The 13,670-nt window shown below is 72.2% G+C and carries 13 protein-coding genes and 1 riboswitch; of the genes, 6 read left to right on the top strand and 7 right to left on the bottom strand.

Going from position 1 to position 13,670, the window contains the following annotated elements; genetic code table 11:
• Nucleotides 1-8: 8 nt before the first annotated feature.
• Complete coding sequence (gene pstB / locus ACQP0N_RS30380) at nucleotides 9-785, top strand: phosphate ABC transporter ATP-binding protein PstB (protein ID WP_099848932.1); 777 nt, start codon at nucleotides 9-11, stop codon at nucleotides 783-785.
• A gap of 190 nt (nucleotides 786-975) precedes the next feature.
• On the opposite strand, the gene ACQP0N_RS30385 is transcribed toward pstB, so the two are convergent.
• Nucleotides 976-1,809, bottom strand: a complete 834-nt coding sequence (locus ACQP0N_RS30385) for an NUDIX hydrolase (protein ID WP_433115857.1) — start codon at nucleotides 1,807-1,809, stop codon at nucleotides 976-978.
• 140 nt (nucleotides 1,810-1,949) lie between these two features.
• Between ACQP0N_RS30385 and ACQP0N_RS30390 the strand changes: the two genes are divergently transcribed.
• The gene (locus ACQP0N_RS30390; protein ID WP_433115858.1) at nucleotides 1,950-2,918 is read left to right on the top strand and encodes a Gfo/Idh/MocA family protein; all 969 of its coding nucleotides are present in this window, start codon (nucleotides 1,950-1,952) and stop codon (nucleotides 2,916-2,918) included.
• A gap of 50 nt (nucleotides 2,919-2,968) precedes the next feature.
• Here ACQP0N_RS30390 and ACQP0N_RS30395 read toward each other — a convergent pair whose 3' ends face one another.
• The 4 genes from ACQP0N_RS30395 to ACQP0N_RS30410 form a co-directional block, all read right to left on the bottom strand.
• Entirely contained in the window at nucleotides 2,969-3,976 is a 1,008-nt protein-coding gene (locus tag ACQP0N_RS30395) for an anion permease (RefSeq protein ID WP_433115860.1), read from the bottom strand.
• 4 nt (nucleotides 3,977-3,980) lie between these two features.
• Nucleotides 3,981-4,607 (bottom strand): DUF47 domain-containing protein, encoded by a 627-nt coding sequence (locus ACQP0N_RS30400; RefSeq protein WP_355050883.1) that lies wholly within the window; start codon nucleotides 4,605-4,607, stop codon nucleotides 3,981-3,983.
• Between the two features lie 127 nt (nucleotides 4,608-4,734).
• Nucleotides 4,735-5,685 carry a PPK2 family polyphosphate kinase gene (locus tag ACQP0N_RS30405; protein ID WP_433115863.1) on the bottom strand — a complete coding sequence of 317 codons (951 nt, stop codon included), beginning with the start codon at nucleotides 5,683-5,685 and terminating at the stop codon, nucleotides 4,735-4,737.
• Between the two features lie 56 nt (nucleotides 5,686-5,741).
• Nucleotides 5,742-6,248 carry a DUF402 domain-containing protein gene (locus tag ACQP0N_RS30410; protein ID WP_355050885.1) on the bottom strand — a complete coding sequence of 169 codons (507 nt, stop codon included), beginning with the start codon at nucleotides 6,246-6,248 and terminating at the stop codon, nucleotides 5,742-5,744.
• Between the two features lie 141 nt (nucleotides 6,249-6,389).
• Between ACQP0N_RS30410 and ACQP0N_RS30415 the strand changes: the two genes are divergently transcribed.
• Nucleotides 6,390-8,537 carry an ATP-dependent DNA helicase gene (locus ACQP0N_RS30415; protein ID WP_433115865.1) on the top strand — a complete coding sequence of 716 codons (2,148 nt, stop codon included), beginning with the start codon at nucleotides 6,390-6,392 and terminating at the stop codon, nucleotides 8,535-8,537.
• 126 nt (nucleotides 8,538-8,663) lie between these two features.
• On the opposite strand, the gene ACQP0N_RS30420 is transcribed toward ACQP0N_RS30415, so the two are convergent.
• Nucleotides 8,664-9,962: an AI-2E family transporter gene (locus ACQP0N_RS30420; RefSeq protein ID WP_433115867.1), complete on the bottom strand. Its 1,299-nt coding sequence runs from the start codon at nucleotides 9,960-9,962 to the stop codon at nucleotides 8,664-8,666.
• A gap of 158 nt (nucleotides 9,963-10,120) precedes the next feature.
• Between ACQP0N_RS30420 and ACQP0N_RS30425 the strand changes: the two genes are divergently transcribed.
• Both ACQP0N_RS30425 and ACQP0N_RS30430 read left to right on the top strand, forming a co-directional pair.
• Entirely contained in the window at nucleotides 10,121-10,459 is a 339-nt protein-coding gene (locus ACQP0N_RS30425; protein ID WP_433115869.1) for a GroES family chaperonin, read from the top strand.
• 78 nt (nucleotides 10,460-10,537) lie between these two features.
• Nucleotides 10,538-10,705 (top strand): hypothetical protein, encoded by a 168-nt coding sequence (locus ACQP0N_RS30430; RefSeq protein ID WP_355050889.1) that lies wholly within the window; start codon nucleotides 10,538-10,540, stop codon nucleotides 10,703-10,705.
• Nucleotides 10,706-10,723: 18 nt separating this feature from the next.
• Here the strand turns inward: ACQP0N_RS30430 and ACQP0N_RS30435 are convergent, their stop codons facing one another.
• Nucleotides 10,724-12,202 (bottom strand): PrsW family intramembrane metalloprotease, encoded by a 1,479-nt coding sequence (locus ACQP0N_RS30435; RefSeq protein WP_433115872.1) that lies wholly within the window; start codon nucleotides 12,200-12,202, stop codon nucleotides 10,724-10,726.
• Nucleotides 12,203-12,225: 23 nt separating this feature from the next.
• Nucleotides 12,226-12,346: riboswitch (SAM riboswitch) on the top strand.
• A 79-nt stretch (nucleotides 12,347-12,425) separates the two neighbouring features.
• Between ACQP0N_RS30435 and ACQP0N_RS30440 the strand changes: the two genes are divergently transcribed.
• Complete coding sequence (locus tag ACQP0N_RS30440) at nucleotides 12,426-13,661, top strand: aminotransferase class V-fold PLP-dependent enzyme (RefSeq protein ID WP_433121886.1); 1,236 nt, start codon at nucleotides 12,426-12,428, stop codon at nucleotides 13,659-13,661.
• The last annotated feature ends 9 nt before the right edge of the window (nucleotides 13,662-13,670 follow it).

A 13,670-nucleotide genomic window follows, 5' to 3' on the forward strand; every position in this document is an offset into this window, starting at 1 on the left:
GTACCACCATGGCCAAGCGCGTCTCCGCCTCGAACGTCACCGCGTACTACGGCGGCTTCAAGGCGATCGAGAACATTAACCTGACCGTCGAGCCGAAGACCGTCACCGCTCTGATCGGGCCGTCCGGCTGCGGCAAGTCGACGTTCCTGCGGTCGATCAACCGGATGCACGAGGTGCTGCCGGGGGCCCGCGTCGAGGGCAGCCTGACCATCGACGACCAGGACATCTACGACCGGGACGTGGACGTCACCGCGGTCCGGCGCACGATCGGCATGGTCTTCCAGCGGCCGAACCCGTTCCCCACCATGAGCATCTTCGAGAACGTGGTGGCCGGGCTGAAGCTCAACGGGGTCCGCAAGAAGTCGATCCTGGAGGACGCGGCCGAGAAGGCCCTGCGCTCGGCGAACCTGTGGGACGAGGTCAAGGACCGCCTCGGCAAGCCCGGCGCGGGCCTCTCCGGCGGTCAGCAGCAGCGGCTCTGCATCGCCCGGACCATCGCGGTCGAGCCCCAGGTCGTGCTGATGGACGAGCCCTGCTCGGCCCTGGACCCGATCTCCACGCTGGCCATCGAGGACCTGATGTTCCAGCTCAAGGACAAGTTCACGATCATCATCGTGACCCACAACATGCAGCAGGCCGCCCGGGTGTCGGACCGGACCGCCTTCTTCTCGATCGAGAAGACCGGCGACCCGGGCCGGCTGATCGAGTACGACAACACCCAGAAGATCTTCAGCAACCCGAGCGTGAAGAAGACCGAGGACTACATCACCGGCCGCTTCGGCTGAACCGACCTCGTCCGGTCACCGGCGCCCCGCCCTCCCGGCGTGGGGCGCCGGTGCCATATCCGGCACCGCGCCGCCGCGCCACCGGCGAGCCGCGCCGATCTTGCACTTTCTGTCGTCGACATGAGCGGGATGCCCCTTGTGTCGGGACAGAAAGTGCAAGATCGCGGGGCGGGCGGCGGGCGCGGCGGGTTCAAGCCAGCACGAAGCGGGGTTCGCCGTTCGGCGGTAGGTCCAGGCGTGGGGTGATCGGGGTGGCGGCGTCGCGGTCGGTCGCCGCGCGGGCCACGCCGGCCAGGTCGCCGGCCGCCGCCACCTCGGCCAGCGTGACCAGGGTCGGTGGGAGCATGGTCAGCTCGCCGGCCTGCGCGCGCGCCAGCGCGTCCGCCGGTCGGACCCACAGGGTGTGGTCGGCCTCGCCGGAGACGTCGCGGGTGCGCTGGCCCGCCGGCAGCAGGGCCACGAAGAAGTACGTGTCGAAGCGGCGCGGCTCGAACTCGGGAGTGATCCACCGGCTCCAGGGCAGGAGCAGGTCCGACCGCAGGGTGAGCCGACGGTCGGCGAGCAGCGCGGCGAAACCCAGCCGACGCCCCTCCAGGTCCTGCCGGGCCGCCTCCCAGTCGTCGCCACTGACGTCGCCGACCACCGTCGCCGGGTCGGGACCGGCGAGCAGCACACCCGCCTCCTCGAAGACCTCGCGGGCGGCGGCGCACACCACCGCCTGCGCGGCTTCCGCGTCCACTCCGAGCCGGCCCGCCCAGTCGGTCGGCGTCGGACCGGCCCAGTCGAGGTGTGCCTCGGAGTCGGAGCGGTCGACGCCGCCGCCGGGGAAGGCGTACATGCCGCCGAAGGTCATCGCCGCGACCCGGCGGATGACGTACACCTCGAAGTCGGTGTCGGTCGGACGCAGCAGCAGCACGGTGGCCGCGACCCGCGGGGTCGCCGGGCTGCCGCCCTCGGCCTGGAACCGGCGGGCGTGCTCGACCAGGGCGGCCGGGGCGGGAAAGCCGGCGCTGTCGATCGTCATGCCGCGAGCCTAGTTCGCCGCCTCACCACGTCGCCGCGCTGGCGCGGCGGCGTGACTGCGCGGCGGCGCGGCGGCGCGGCGGTGCGGCGGCTGGTGAGGGTCGACGGCCGGCCGTCGACCACAGGGGTTAGCGTTCCGACATGACTCGTTGGGGCATCCTGGCCACCGGCCACATCGCCAGCCGTTTCGCCGAAGACCTCCGGCTGGTGCCGGGCGCCGAACTGGTCGCGGTCGGCTCCCGCTCCGCCGACAGCGCGCGGCGGTTCGCGGACACGTACGGCGCGCAGCGGGCGTACGGCTCCTGGGTGGAGCTGGCCGCCGACCCCGAGGTCGACGTGATCTACGTGGCCACTCCGCACGCCGCGCACCACGAGGCGGCGTTGACCTGTCTGACCGCCGGCCGCGCGGTGCTGTTGGAGAAGCCGTTCACCCTCGACCTGGCCACCAGCACCGAGCTGGTGGATACCGCCCGCGCCGCCGGGGTCTTCCTCATGGAGGCCATGTGGATGAGGACGAACCCGCTCATCCTTCGCGCGGTCGAGCTGATCGCCGAGGGCGCCATCGGCACGGTGCGCAACGTGCGGGCCGACTTCGGGGTGGCCGGGCCGTTCCCGCCGGAGCACCGGATGCGCAACCCGGCGCTGGGTGGGGGCGCGCTGCTCGACCTGGGGATCTACCCGATCAGCCTGGCGCACCTGCTGCTGGGCGTGCCGCAGCACATCCGCTCCTGGGCGCACCTGGGCCCCGAGGGGACCGACGAGAACACCGGCATCCTCCTCGGGTACGACAGCGGGGCGGTGGCCACGCTGAGCTGCGGCATGGTCGGCGCGAGTTCGTTGGCCGCCTCGATCACCGGCAGCACCGGCCGTATCGACCTGCCGGAGCCGTTCTTCCGGCCGGCCTCGCTGACCCTGTACCGGGACGGCGCCGAGCCCGAGACGATCACCGCCGAGGAGGCCGGCAACGGCTACCAGTACGAGGCGATCGAGGTGCAGCGCTGCCTGGCCGCCGGGCTGACCGAGAGCCCGCTGGTGCCACACACCACGACCCTCGAGGTGATGGCGCTGCTGGACACGGTCCGGGAGCAGATCGGCGTGCGCTACGAGTGAACGCGAAGAGGCCCCCCGAATAGGGGGGCCTCTTCGCGTTCGGGGTCCGGTCAGCCGAAGAGCGGCCGGACCAGCAGGTAGGTGACACAGGAGATCAGCGCGGCGGCCGGGAACGTGATGATCCAGGCGATCACGATGTTGCCGGCGACGTTCCAGCGGACCGCGGAGAGTCGCTTGGTCGCGCCCACGCCCATGATCGCCGAGGTGATCGTGTGGGTCGTGGAGATCGGGGCCTTCAGCACCAGGGCGTTGAAGTAGAGCACCGCGCTGGCCACCGTCTCGGCCGCGAAGCCCTCCGGCGGCCCGAGGTCGATGATCTTACGACCGAGGGTACGGATGATCCGCCAACCACCGGCGTACGTGCCGAGCGCCAGCATGGTGGCCGAGGTCCAGAAGACCCAGCCGGGGATGTGGGTCTTGCTCTCCTGGAAGCCACCGGTGTAGAGCGCCAGCACCACGATGCCCATCGTCTTGGCGGCGTCCTGCATGCCGTGGCCGACGGACATGGCGGCGGCGGAGACGGTCTGCGCGTGGCGGAAACCCCGGTTGAGCTTGCCCGGCTGGCCCTTGCGGAACAGCCAGAGGATCGCCAGCATCAGCAGGTAACCGAGGGTGAGGCCGACGATCGGCGAGAGCACCATCGGCAGGATGATCTTCTCGCCGATGTTGCCCCACTGCACGATGCCGCCGGTGGAGAGCAGGGTCGCGCCGACCAGGCCGCCGAAGAGCGCGTGCGAGGACGACGACGGCAGGCCGAAGTACCAGGTGATCAGGTTCCAGGCGATGGCGCCCAGTACCCCGGCGAAGACCACCCCCAGGCTGCTCACCCCCGTGGGCAGAGTGACCAGGCCGTCGCCGACGGTCTTAGCGACGCCGGCGCCGAAGTGGGCGCCGAAGAAGTTGCCGACCGCGGCGAGGCCGAGGGCGATCCGGGGTGTCAGCGCGCGGGTCGAGACGCTTGTCGCGATCGCGTTGGCGGCGTCGTGGAAGCCGTTGGTGTAGTCGAACGCCAGGGCCACCGCGATCACCGCCAGCACGGCGATGAGTTCGGGAGTCACCGGTTCAGGACTCCTTGACCGCGATGGTCTCGACCGTGTTTGCCACGTGCTCGAAGGCGTCGCAGGCGGCTTCCAACTCGTCGGCGACCTCCTTCATCTTCAGCACCGTCAACGCGTCGTACTCGCCGGAGAAGAGCCGGACGAGGAGCTGCCGGTTGATCCGGTCGCCCTCGTTCTCCAGCCGGTTGCACTCGATCCAGTAGTCCTCGAGATCCTTCATCGACTGCAGTCGGGGCATCGCCTCGGCCGTCAGCTTGGCCTGCTGGTCGAGCACGTTGACCATCTCGTGCAGCTCGCGGGGCAGCGCCGGCAGCTCGGTGAGCCCGTACAGGTAGAGCAGGTCGCCGACCGCCTCCAGGTGGTCCATCACGTCGTCCAGCAGCGAGCCGAGCCGGTAGATGTCCTCCCGGTCGAACGGCGTGATGAAGGTCGAGTTGATCTTCTTGTAGAGATCGTGCGTGATCTGGTCGCTGTCGTGCTCGACCTCGGTCAGCCGCTCACTGACCGACTGCACGTCGACACCGGGAAGGGCCAGTTCGTTCAGCAGCGTGGTGCCCCGGACCAGGTTCTGCGCGGCCCTGGTGAAGAGCTCGTAGAAGGCGCCCTCGGTGGGGCGGAAGGAAAACTTCACAGCACAGACCTCGTCGCGTCGGTGGAAGGGTGGCGGCGTCCGTGGGCGTCCGCTCGGTGAATGCTAGGAAACGCCAGATCCGCGAATTCGCCGGCCCACCCCTGGTCGGACCACATTCACCGCTCGTTCACCTAGTGTTCATCTCGGGCGTCCCAGCCGTCCCCGCTCCCCCAGCAGCCAACCGCTCGCGCTCGTGCGCCACGTCGAAATCGGCAGGCGGATACCCCAGCCCGAGCGTGTCGAACGTCTCCCGGAGCAAATGGGCCACCGCCCAGTCCCGGTACCACTTGCGGTCCGCCGGCACCACGAACCACGGCGCGGCGTCCGTGCCACACCGGCTCAGGGCCTCGGCGTACGCGGCCTGGTAGTCGTCCCAGTGCGACCGGGAGTCGACGTCCGACGGGTTGTACTTCCAGTGCTTACGCGGGTCCGTGAGCCGTTCCAGCAGCCGCTCGCCCTGCTCGGCGTACGAGATGTGCAGCATCACCTTGATCACGGTCACGCCGTCCTCGGTCAACTCCCGCTCGAAGGAGTTGATCTCGTCGTACCGGGCCCGCCAGATTGCCTCCGGCACCAACGCGCCGACCCGGGCGATCAGCACGTCCTCGTAGTGCGACCGGTTGAACATGCCCACGTACCCCGCAGGCGGCAACTCCCGGCGGATCCGCCAGAGGAAGTCGTGTTGCAACTCCTCCTCGGTCGGCGGCCCGAACGAGCGGATGTGCAGACCCAGCGGGTTCATCGCGCCCGCCACCCGCTTGATCGTGCCGTCCTTGCCACCGCAGTCCATGGCCTGGAGCACGAGCAGCACCCGGTGCGCGGGGCTCGTCGACCCGGCCTTCGCCATCGCGAACAGCATCTCCTGCTGGCGGCCCAACTCCTCGCCGATCAGCCCCACCTGCGCCCGGGCCCAGGTCTTGCGGCGCTCGCCCATCTCCTCGGCGGCCGGCAGGCCGGGCGTGGACCGAGGATCGATCGCGGCGAGATCCACCGGAGCGGTGACCCGCAACAGATCCCGCACGGACCCACCGTGCGGCGTCACGATCCGACCGCCCTGCTCCTGCCGGGATTCGCTCATCTGAGGATCATCGCCCACCCGCGCGCCATCCGCCCGGCGAGGCCCGACGCACCGGCTCAGACCACCAGGGCCAACCATTTGCGGTACGAGGTGGCGAACGGTTCGGTGCCGTCGCCGAGAGCGCCGTACAACCACCGGGCCGCCGCCTCGGCCTCGACCACCACGTCGTCCGGGTAGCCGAAGCGGGCCCGGTGCTCGGCGAACTCGTCCTCGTCCAGCAGCTCCACCACGCCGGTGGCCCGCCGACGGACCACGTCCAGGTCGAGATCGATCAGGTGGACGGTGTCGTCGGACTCCCAACGGGCCGGGGTGGCGATGTCGCAATAGACCTCGCTGGTGCGCGGCGGGGGGTTGAACATGCACGTCCACCAGGCGTGGTGCGGCACCAGCAGGACGAAGGGGATCTTCTCCACCGACGGTCGGCCGTGGTAGACCGACTCGGTGCCGAACGGAACGCCGAGCCAGACGCCGAGGTCGTCCTCGGTGAGGCGGCGGGCCGGGTAGTCGCGGTGGGCGCTGCCGTCGTACTTGCGGTAGATCACTCGGACCACGTCGCTCGGCATGATTCGCACCCTAACCGATAGCGCCCACACGTCGTAGTGCCGCCGTAACCGGACGGCACCGGCCGGCGGAGCCACTGGCGGGTACGCGCCACGCGGGCGGATGGCGCGGTCGGTGTCGGCGGCGACGGGTACCGTCGCACGGTGACTCCGCCCCGCACCGCCACCGGTTCCGCCACCCCCTCGGCCCGTGGCGCAGGCCGGCGGCGGGGTGCCCGGCCCAGCGGCACGGAGCTGCTCGCGGCGGCGGTCGGCGCGGTCCCCGGCGGCACCGCACGGCCCGGCCAGCAGCAGATGACCACCGCCATCGAGGAGTGCGTGACCAGCGGCGAGCACCTGCTCGTGCAGGCGGGCACCGGCACCGGCAAGTCACTGGCCTATCTCGCGCCGGCCCTCACCGTGGACGGCCCGGTGGTGGTCTCCACGGCCACGCTGGCGTTGCAGTCCCAACTCGTCGACCACGATCTTCCCCGACTGGCCGACGCGGTCGAGCCGGTGCTCGGCCGCCGGCCCACGTTCGCGGTGCTCAAGGGCCGCCACCACTATCTCTGCCTGGCCCGACTGGACAACTCCACCGCCGACGAGCCGGAGGACACCCTCTTCGAGGCCCCGGCCGCCCGCCCCGGCGGCGGCACGAAGTGGCTCGGCGAGGCGGGTCGGCTGGGCAAGCAGATCGAGCGCCTGCGTGACTGGGCCGAGAAGACCGACACCGGCGACCGCGACGAGCTGGACCCGGGCGTCGACGACCAGGCGTGGCGGCTGGTCTCCATGCCGTCGCGGGAGTGCGTCGGCGCGACCCGCTGCCCATTCGGCGCGGAGTGCTTCGCCGAGGCGTCCCGGGCCCGCGCCCGCGAGGCCGACATCGTGGTGACCAACCACAGCCTCCTCGCGGTGGACATGCTGGCCGAGCGGCACATCGTCCCGCCGCACAAGCTGCTGATCGTCGACGAGGCGCACGAGCTGGCCGACCGCGTCTCCTCCGCCGCGCAGGCCGAGCTGGTGCCGGAGATGATCGACCGGTCCACCCGGCGTGCCCGCCCGCTGCTGCGCCCGGAGACGGCCGACGCGCTCGTCGCCGCCGGTGACGCCCTCGCCGTCGGGCTGGCCGAGGCGCCGGCCGGTCGCCTCACCGCCGGTCTGCCGACGCCGCTGCGCGAGGCCTGCACCCTGCTCGACTCGGCCACCCGCGCCGCCCTGGACGCCATCGGCGACATCAAGTCCGACGACCCCGATCCGGTGCGCAAACAGCAGGCCAAGGCCGCGATGGACGACCTCTCCACCACCGCCCAACGGCTCCTCGAAGAGGCCGACCACGACGTGGCCTGGGTGGAGAAGAACGACAGCGGCAACCGGCGGGCACTGGTGGTCGCACCGCTGTCGGTCGCCGGTACCCTCGCCGCCCACCTGTACGACGAACGCACCGTGGTCGCCACCTCGGCCACCCTGGCGCTCGGCGGCCGGTTCGACACGGTGGCCCGCGCCCTCGGCCTGGACGCGCCGCCGGTCCCCGCATCGCCCGCCGCCGCCTCGCTGGCTGCCCGCACCGGCGCGGGCCGTCCGGCTGCCGAGACACCGGGCCGCCGGCTGGCCGACGCCACCACCATCCCCGCGACCGAGGGACCGGGGTGGCGCTCGCTCGACGTGGGCTCGCCGTTCGACTACGCACGGCAGGGCATCCTGTACGTCGCCGCGCACCTGCCCCGGCCCAGCGTCTCCGGGCTGCCTGACGCGGCCGGTGAGGAGCTGCTCGGGCTCGTCGAGGCGCTCGGTGGTCGTACCCTCGGTCTCTTCTCCTCCCGGCGGGCCGCGACGCAGGCGGCGGAGTTGCTGCGCGCGCGGACCGACCTGCCGGTGTTGTTGCAGGGCGAGGAGGCGTTGCCGCTGCTGGTCCGCCGGTTCCGCGAGGAGCGGTCGAGCTGCCTCTTCGGAGTGATGTCGCTCTGGCAGGGGGTGGACGTGCCGGGCGACGCCTGTCAGCTCGTGGTCATCGACCGGCTGCCCTTCCCCCGGCCCGACGAACCACTCGCGGCGGCCCGCGCCGCCGCCGTGGACGCGGGCGGCGGCTCCGGGTTCGCCGCGGTCAGCGTGCCGATCGCCGCGGTACGGCTGGCGCAGGGCGTGGGCCGGCTGATCCGGGCCACCGGCGACAAGGGGGTCGTCGCGGTGCTCGACTCGCGCCTGGAGACGGCCCGGGGCTACGGACCTTTCCTGCGCCGGTCCCTCCCCCCGTTCTGGTACACGACCCGCCCCGAGGTGGCCCGAGGCGCCCTGAAGCGCCTGGCCACCACCTGACCCCGCGCGCGCCGCGCGCGCCCAAGATCGTGCAGTAACAAGGATGTAGTGGCATCCCCGGCCCGGGGATGCCACTACATCAACGATCGTGCGTGATCATGGCGGGGAGTCGCGCCGCCCGTGCGGTCAGGGTGCCTGCGAGGCGACGACCACGGCGTCGGGCGGGGTGTCGGGGACCGTACGGGCGGCGAGGCGGCGCACCGCGGTGTTCAGCACCGCGATCAGTGGGACGGAGACCAGCGCGCCGGTGATGCCCGCGAGCACCACACCGGCCGCGATCCCGATGATCACCGCGAGCGGGTGGATGGCCACCGCTCGACCCATGATGATGGGCTGGAGCACGTGCCCCTCGACCTGCTGCACGCCGATCACGGCGCCCAGGATGATCAGCGCGGTGACCGGGCCGCTGTCGACGAGTGCCACCAGCACGGCGACACCGCCGGAGAGCGCCGCGCCGACGATCGGGATGAACGCGCCGAGGAACACCAGCGCGGCCAGCGGGAAGGCGAACGGCACGTCGAAGATGACCAGGAAGATCCCGATGCCGACGGCGTCGATGAAGGCGACCAGCACGGTCGCCCGGACGTACGCGACGAGGGTCTGCCAGGCGGCCCGCCCGGCGTCGTCGACCTTCCAGCGGGCGGCCACCGGCAACAGCCGGACGACGAAACGCCAGATCTTGTTGCCGTCGCGCAGGAAGAAGAACGTCGCGAACAGCACCAGCAGCGTGCCGGTCAGCACCTCGGCCAGCGTCGCCGCGGTGCTCAGCGCGCCGCTGGTGAACTTCGAGGTGTTGTCGTTGATCCAGCCCTGCGCCTCGTCGATGTAGCGGTCGAGCTGGGTGTCGGACAGGTGCAACGGGCCCGTCTTGAGCCAGTTCTGGATCTGCCGGACGCCCTCGGAAGACTTCTGGCTCAGCTCCGGTACGCCCCGGATGAACTCGTTGACCACCAGGGTCAGGGTGCCGATGACCGCCGCCAGACCGCCGACCAGCACCACAGCCGTCGCCAGCGAACGGGGCAGCCGGGCCCGCAGCAGCCAGCCCACGGCCGGCGCGAGCAGGGCCGAGAGCAGCAACGCGATGGCCAACGGGATGATCACGATCCGGACCGTGCCGACGATCCGCAGCAGCGCCCAGGCCACCACACCGATCACGATCAGCCGCCAGCACCAGGCGGCGGCGATCCGCAGGCCGTGCGGGACGTCGGCGTCGTCCCGGCTGGACGTCGAGCTGTGCAGGTCCACGCCGGGCTCCGCTCCGACGACCGTGGCCTGCGCCGGGGCGGCGGGCCCGGGGACGGCCGGCGAGGCGATCCCGGGCGTCTCCGGCGCGTCGCTCGGGGTCTCCTGGGCGGCGCGTACCGACTCCTTTTCTGACTGGTAGGCGCGGCGCAGCCGCCCGCGTACCCGCTCGAAGCGGCTCAAGCGCACCTCCTGGCAGAAGAGTCGTCCGCCCACGGCGACAGGTCGGACAGCATACGTCCGTTCCCGACACCGTAGGGCAGTTCCGCCACACAATGCCCGCACGGCCATGGGCGTAACCACCGGCGGCCGGTCACCCGCGACACGGTAGCGTCTGCCCCGTGACCGCCGACCAGGATCTCGACTCCGGCCTGCCCATCCGCCTGCTGCACGATCGTGTGCTGGTGCGGATGGACGGCAGCGAAGGCGAGCGTCGCTCCACCGCTGGCATCGTCATCCCGGCGACCGCAGCGGTCGGCAAGCGCCTCGCGTGGGCGACCGCCGTGGGTGTGGGGCCGAACGTCCGCGCCATCGTCTCCGGCGACCGGGTGCTCTTCGACCCGGACGAGCGCTCCGAGGTCGAGCTGCACGGCCGCGGGTACGTGCTGCTGCGCGAGCGCGACGTGCACGCCGTGGCCGCCGAGCGGATCGAGAACGACTCCACCGGCCTCTACCTGTAGCCGCCCCGGGCCGACGGCGCCGTTTGTCGGACCGTATGACGGGAAGCCAGCCGGCGACCGTGGCCCTGGGGAGGGACGATGCCGGTATTCGTGAAGAAACTGCTGACCTGGGGCAGCGTCGCGTTCCTGATCTACTTCATGGCGTTCCGGCCGGACGGCGCGGCGCAGTTGTTCAAGGGGATCGGGGCGGCGTTGATCGCGATGGCCCAGGGGCTCGGCGACTTCCTCACCACCCTGATGACCTGACCCGCCGCCCACCCGCGCTCAGGCGTTACCAGGCGGCCACGGCGCGGCGGGGCGCAGGCCGTGCCAACCGGCCGGCGGGTAGCCGACCGGAGGCGGCGGGGCGAGCACCACCGGGATGGGCACCACCGGCTCGTCGGGCGCGGACACCGATCGCTGCGTGCCGTCCGGAAAGCGCAGGTGGTACTGGCTACCGTCCCAGACACCGGCCGGGGCCTGCGGGTCCCGGCCCACGAAGTACGACCGGTACGCGCTGATCGCCTCCAGGAGCTGCCGCTCCTCGACGGCGGTCCGCTCCTGGTCGGCCGGTTTGCGGTCGAGACCACGCAGCGTCCCGTCCCGCAGCAGGGCCAGCCGGGTCGCGGCGAGCTGATATCCGCGCATGGCACGCGCACCAGCGTCGCCGCCGACGCGGCGGGCCCAGCTCCGGGCGGCGTGCCGGCGACCCAGGCTGCTCAGGGCGGCCACCTCGGGTGGGGTCAACCAGCCGGCGCGTACGTAGTCCGGCAGCGTCCGCTCGGTGAGCCGCCCCTCCCAGGCTCGCAGCCATACGGCCAGCCCGACCACGCCGAAGAACACCGGCACCATGAGGCCCAGGAAGCCGTACAGCATGATCACGGCCTCGCCGGTGGCCTGGGTGAGCGTGGGCAGCAGGTTCCAGGTGCCGTGCAGCATCATCGCCAGCAGCAGGCCGGCGATCGGGGCGAGCACCCGGACCCGCCGGTCGGCGCTCCGGGAGGCGACGCCGAGACCCAGGCCGGTCATCGAGGTGAAGAGGGGATGGGCGAACCCGAACAGGAGGATCCGCACGATGAAGATGGCGATCACCTGCTGGGTGCCGGTCGCCGGGCCGTACCGGTCGGCGCCAGCCGCGTAGCCGTACCCGCCCAGGTAGAGGATGTTCTCCACCATGGCGAAGCCGACCGCGGAGAGCCCGCAGTAGACCAGGCCGTCGGTGATCCCGGACCACTCCCGACGCCGGAACACCAGCAGCAGGATCGGGCCGAGCGCCTTGGTCAGCTCCTCGATGAACGGCGCCACCAGCACGGCGGTCAGCGCGTCCGGCAGTCCCCAGTCGGCGAACCGTCCGGCGGCGAACTCGTTCACGTTCAGCGAGGCGGCGGTGGAGACGAACGCGCCCCAGGCGAAGCAGAAGATCAGGTATTTCAGGGGTTCCGGCTCGTACCGGTCGAGCCAGAGGAAGCAGGCGACCAGCACCGGCACCGGCAGGATCGCGGCGCCCACCCCGACCAGCAGCGCCTGTAGGCCCAGCGACTGACCGAGGCGGATGACCATGAAGACCGCGCACGCGGCGATGAGCAGCACCACCCCGGCCAGCACCAGGAACCGCAGCCAGCCGAAGCGGCGCGGCGGCATCCCGGGTGACGTGCCGGCGGGCGGGGCCGCGGGCGGGTGCGGCGGCGACGGCAGGGGTGCACCGGGCGGGGTGTCGGCCATGCGGTCAGCGTAGCCATCCCCCGCCGGCTGGTTCGGCCGCATCCACAGCCGCTATGCTGCCGGCAGGTCACGAGCGCCAGCGTCAAGCCCCGGCTTGCTGGCCGGCAACCCTCGTCGAGTTCGCGGTGGGGTGCCCCGGGTGATGACCGGGCCCAGCCCGATCGGCGTGCTGGGCAAGCGCGGACCCCGTCCCGATGCCACACCCGGGGTCCCTGACCCCGGAGGTTCCGGCGTGTCCGTCACTCTCGTACCCTCGCTGCCCAGCCTGCCCGCTCTCGCGTCTCCGCCGTCGGCGGCGCTCGACGTGCTCGGCGTACCCGGCGAGATCAACCTCGACTACGCGGCCACCGCGCCCTGCGCGCGGGCCGCGGCCGACGCGGTCACCGAACTGCTGCCCTGGTACGCCAGCGTGCACCGGGGCGCGGGCGCGCTGTCGCGGCGCTGCACGCTGGCCTACGAGCGGGCCCGGCAGACGGTCGGCGACTTCTTCGGCGCGGGCGCGGACGACCACGTCGTCTTCACCCGCAACACCACGGACGCGCTCAACCTGCTGGCCCGGTCGTTGCCGGCCGGCACGACGGTGGTCACCTTCGCCGGTGAGCACCACGCGAACCTGCTGCCCTGGCCGCGCGGCTCGGTACGCCTGCCGGTGCCCGCCAACCCGGCCGGGGCGGTACGCGACCTCGCCGCCGCGCTGACCGAGCTGCGCCGCGACAGCAACCCCGCGCTGCCGGTGCTGGTCGCGGTGACCGGGGCGAGCAACGTGACCGGTGAGCTGTGGCCGGTCGCCGACCTCGCCCGGGTGGCCCACCGGCACGGCGCCCGGATCGTCCTCGACGCGGCGCAGCTGGCCCCGCACGCCCCGGTCGACAGGCGCGCGCTCGACGTGGACTACCTGGCCGTCTCCGGCCACAAGCTCTACGCCCCGTTCGGCGCGGGTGTGCTCGTCGGCCGGGCGGACTGGCTGGACGCGGCCCCGCCGTACCTGGCCGGCGGAGGGGCCACCAGCCGTGTCGGGCCGGCCACCCACGACGTGACCTGGGCGACCGGTCCGGCCCGGCACGAGGGCGGCACCCCGAACCTGCTCGGCGCGGTGGCGCTGGCGGCGGTGTGCGCGGCGTTGACCGACGCCGACCGGGTCGCGCTCGCCGCCCGCGAGCAGGCGTTGCTGGCCCGGCTGCGTGCCGGCCTCGCGGCCCTGCCGCACGTCGTGGAGTTGCGGACCTTCGGCCCGGACGCGCCCCGGGTCGGCATCGTGTCCTTCGTGGTCGCCGGTCAGGACTCGGCCACGGTGGCCGCCCGGCTCGCGGCCGAGCACCACATCGGCGTACGGGACGGGTTGTTCTGCGCCCACCCGCTGGCCCGGCGGCTGCTCGACGAGGCCGCCACGCGTACCGGCCGGAGGGATCTTCCGCCGACCGCGCTGCGTGCCAGCATCGGTCTGGGCAGCACCCCCGCCCAGGTGGATCGGCTGCTCGCGGCGCTCGCCGAGCTGGCCTGAGGCGCGTTC

Source organism: Micromonospora sp. CA-246542 (assembly GCF_050942905.1).
Classification (GTDB): Bacteria; Actinomycetota; Actinomycetes; order Mycobacteriales; family Micromonosporaceae; genus Micromonospora.

Excerpts from the sequence above, each read along its gene's own strand:
- ACQP0N_RS30385 (WP_433115857.1), bottom strand. The coding sequence starts at position 1,809 with ATGACGATCGACAGCGCCGGCTTTCCCGCCCCGGCCGCCCTGGTCGAG.
- ACQP0N_RS30430 (WP_355050889.1), top strand. The coding sequence starts at position 10,538 with ATGCCGGTATTCGTGAAGAAACTGCTGACCTGGGGCAGCGTCGCGTTC.
- ACQP0N_RS30410 (WP_355050885.1), bottom strand. The coding sequence starts at position 6,248 with ATGCCGAGCGACGTGGTCCGAGTGATCTACCGCAAGTACGACGGCAGC.
- ACQP0N_RS30435 (WP_433115872.1), bottom strand. The coding sequence starts at position 12,202 with ATGCGGCCGAACCAGCCGGCGGGGGATGGCTACGCTGACCGCATGGCC.
- pstB (WP_099848932.1), top strand. The coding sequence starts at position 9 with ATGGCCAAGCGCGTCTCCGCCTCGAACGTCACCGCGTACTACGGCGGC.
- ACQP0N_RS30405 (WP_433115863.1), bottom strand. The coding sequence starts at position 5,685 with ATGAGCGAATCCCGGCAGGAGCAGGGCGGTCGGATCGTGACGCCGCAC.
- ACQP0N_RS30390 (WP_433115858.1), top strand. The coding sequence starts at position 1,950 with ATGACTCGTTGGGGCATCCTGGCCACCGGCCACATCGCCAGCCGTTTC.